Below are 3,448 nucleotides of genomic sequence, written 5' to 3'. Positions count from 1 at the left end.
GGGCTGAGCTCCTCGGCGCTCCGGTCCTCGCTCGTAGAACGAGCTCCGGGTCCTCACGCTGTCGTCGCTCAGCCGAGGACCTCGTCCACGAAGCACCACCGCCATGCCTCGCCCGGCTCGAGCGAGCGCATGACCGGGTGCGTGCTGTCGCGGAAGTGCTTCGAGGCGTGCTTGCCGACCGAGGAGTCGCAGCAGCCGACGTTGCCGCAGTGCACGCAGATCCGCAGGTGCACCCACGTCAGGCCCTCGCGCAGGCAGTCCGGGCACCCCTCGGCTTCGTTGGGCACGGCGCAGTCCGGCTCGGTCTCGAGGTGCTCGCAGGCGCCCGCGACCTGGTCGGGAGCGCGCAGCTCGGCCTGGCGCAGCGTGCTGGCCCGCTCCTGGCCCCAGGCCAGCGCGGCCTCCTCGGCGTCCATGGCGGCCATGATCGTCTTGAGGATGTCGTGGTCGACGTCGTCCTCGTCGCGGATCCGCAGCAGCTCCTCGCGCTCGGCGCGCATCATCGCCAGCCGCAGCCGCCGCCGCGTCTCGCTCGGCGTCTCGTCGTCACGCGGTCCGAGAGCACCCAGGCGCTCCCAGATCCGGTTGACCCGCTGCTCGGCCTGGCTGCGCAGGTCGGCGACGACCACGTCATCGGTGTCCGGCGTGACCTCGGCGTCGAGGGCGCGCAGGCCGGCACCGGTCGTGAACTGGACGACGCTCGCCTCCTGCAGAGCGTCCTCACGCGGGTCGGGACCGCGCACGTCGAGACGACGCGCCAGCGCCGGCAGCGTCGACGACATGAGCCCGAGGGTGCCGACGGTGACGACGAGAGCGATGAGGATGAGCGTCGGCCGCAGTGGCGTCTCCGCGGGCAGGGTGAGCGCGGCCGCGAGGGTGACCACGCCGCGCATACCGGCCCAGGAGGTGACGGCCACGAGGGGTGCGGGCGCGGACATACCGCCCGCGCCGCCCAGCCGACCGCTCACCCAGCTGAACGGGAAGAGCCACAGCGGCCGCAGCACGAGCACCGCGAGGAGGACGACGAGTCCGACGAGGACGGCGCGGGTGAGGGAGATCCCGCTCTCGGTGACGTCGCGCAGGGTCTGCGCGAACTGCAGGCCGATGAGGAGGAAGACGGCGTTCTCGAGGAGGAAGGTGACGCTGGCCCAGTTGACGCGCTCGCTGAGCCGGGACGACGCCGACTGGATGCGCGGCGCGTTGTGGGCGAGGAACAGCCCGGTCGTGACGACCGCGAGGACGCCGCTCGCGCCGAGCATCTCCGCCGGCAGGTAGGACGCGAACGGTGCGACGAACGACAGTGCCGTGTCCGCGCTCGCCTCCTCGAGGTGCTTGCGGATGAAGGCGATGAGCAGGTAGACGACCCAGCCGGTGCCGACACCGCCGACGACGGCGAGGCCGAAGTCGCGCGTGACCGACCCGAAGCTCACCGGGCCGTGGCTGGCGAACCCGTGGACGTTGGCGCTGAGGCCGGCCGCGGCGATGGCGGTGCGCAGGCTGACGAGGGCGGTGGCGTCGTTGAGCAGGGACTCACCCTCGAGGATCGTCGTGACCCGTCGGGGCAGCCCGATGGTGCGGGCGACGGCCGTCGCGGCGACGGCGTCCGGGGGAGCGACGATGGCGCCGAGCGCGAAAGCGACCGCGAAGGGGATCGGCAGCAGGGCCCACGCGACGAGACCGACCCCGAGGGCGGTGAAGAGGACGAGTCCGACGGAGAGCCCGAGGATCGGGACGCGGTTCGCGCGGATGTCGATGAGCGAGGTGTTCAGGGCCGCGGCATAGAGCAGGGGCGGCAGCAGCCCGAGCAGGACGATGTCGGGCTCGAGCTCGGGGTGGGGGATGATCGGCAGGTAGGACCCGACGATGCCCACGCCGAGCAGCGCGATGGGCGACGGGATGCCGAACGGGGCACACAGCCGCGCGACGACGATGACGGTCACGGCGACCGCGGCGAGGGTGAGGGCGAGGTTCACCGGCACATTGTCCGTCACGGCGGAGGCCGTCGCCCCCGCTCCGGTTGCCGGTCAGATTACCCGCCGGTAGCGTGGAAGTGGCGGCGTGCCCCCACGCGCTCGCCCGACACCCCTGCGGAAGGTCTTCGACAATGACGTCAGCACTGCTCCGACGAGCCCTCGCCCCTGCCCTCGCCCTCGGTCTCGCGGTCACCCTCGGCGCACCCGCGTCGGCCGGACCGGACTCCGTGCCCGGCACCGCCGGTGCGACGACCGTGACCGACACCCCCGAGCCGCCTCGCCCCGCGTTCTACGAGCCGCCGGCGACGATCCCCGGGACACCCGGCACGATCATCCGCACCGAGCCCGCGACCTACCTCCTCGACCCGCTCGGCCTGTCGCAGACCGTCGTGACGTCGACGCGGGTCATGTACTCCTCGCTCGACCGGCAGGGCCGGCCCATCGCCGTCACCGGCACGATCCTCGAGCCGAAGGCACCGTGGTTCGGGCTCGGTGCGCGACCGCTCATCTCATATGCCGTGGGCACCCAGGGCATGGGTGACCGGTGCGCGCCGTCGCGCCAGCTCGCCAAGTCGGTGACCGAGTACGAAGCCGGGTTCATCTCCGGGCTCGTCACGCGGGGGTACGCCGTCGCGTTCACCGACTACCAGGGTCTCTCGACGCCGGGAACGCACACCTACATGAACCGCGTCGTCCAGGGACGTGCCGTCCTCGACATGGCGCGAGCAGCGTTGCGCCGCAACGGAACCACGCTGACTGCGACGACTCCGGTGGGCATCTACGGCTACTCGCAGGGCGGCGGCGCGAGTGCGTCGGCGGCCGAGCTCACCGCGACCTATGCCCCCGAGCTGCGGGTCAAGGGTGCCCTCGCCGGTGCGGTCCCGGCGGACCTCAAGGCGGTGGCCCAGAACCTCGATGGCTCGCTGTATGCCGAGTTCCTCAACTTCGCGCTGCTCGGCCTGTCGGCCGGGTACGGCATCGACATCAACTCCTACCTCAACGAGCGGGGACAGGCGGTGGCTGCGGACACCGAGAACCACTGCGTCACGGACCTGCCCAAGGCCGCGTTCCAGCAGTCGTCGACGTTGACCCGTGACGGGCGCGGCCTGCTCGACTACCTCGACGAGGAGCCGTTCGCGTCGGTCATCGCCGACAACCGCATCGGCACCATCAAGCCGTCCGTGCCAGTCCTCATCTCGCACTCGGTCGCCGACGACGTCATCCCGTACGCCGTGGGCAAGCAGCTCGCCCGCGACTGGTGCGCCAAGGGCGCCAACGTCCGCCTCTCGACGAACGTCGGGCCGACCCACCTCGGCGGGGCACTGCCGTCGGCGGCGGAGAGCTCGCGTTCTTCGAGGCGCGCTTCGCCGGCGTGCCCCAGATCAGCACCTGCTGGGCGGTCTAGCGGCCCGTCCCGAGCTCACCCAATTGGACGGTTGGGGACACCGGATTCGTCCCGAGCTCACCCAATTGGA

At 71.7% G+C, this 3,448-nt stretch carries 2 protein-coding genes; one reads left to right on the top strand and one right to left on the bottom strand.

What is annotated here, in order from left to right; all coding sequences use genetic code 11:
• Positions 1-68 precede the first annotated feature (68 nt).
• On the bottom strand, positions 69-1,973 hold the full coding sequence (locus BCF74_RS16910) for a Na+/H+ antiporter (RefSeq protein ID WP_106299091.1): 1,905 nt from the start codon (positions 1,971-1,973) through the stop codon (positions 69-71).
• 131 nt (positions 1,974-2,104) lie between these two features.
• On the opposite strand from BCF74_RS16910, the gene BCF74_RS16905 reads away from it, so the two are divergent.
• A partial coding sequence (locus BCF74_RS16905) for a lipase family protein (protein WP_106299090.1) occupies positions 2,105-3,448 on the top strand: 1,344 nt, incomplete at its 3' end.

The organism is Knoellia remsis (assembly GCF_003002895.1).
GTDB classification, from domain to species: domain Bacteria; phylum Actinomycetota; class Actinomycetes; order Actinomycetales; family Dermatophilaceae; genus Knoellia; species Knoellia remsis.
This window is presented reverse-complemented; position numbering and strand designations above follow the sequence as displayed.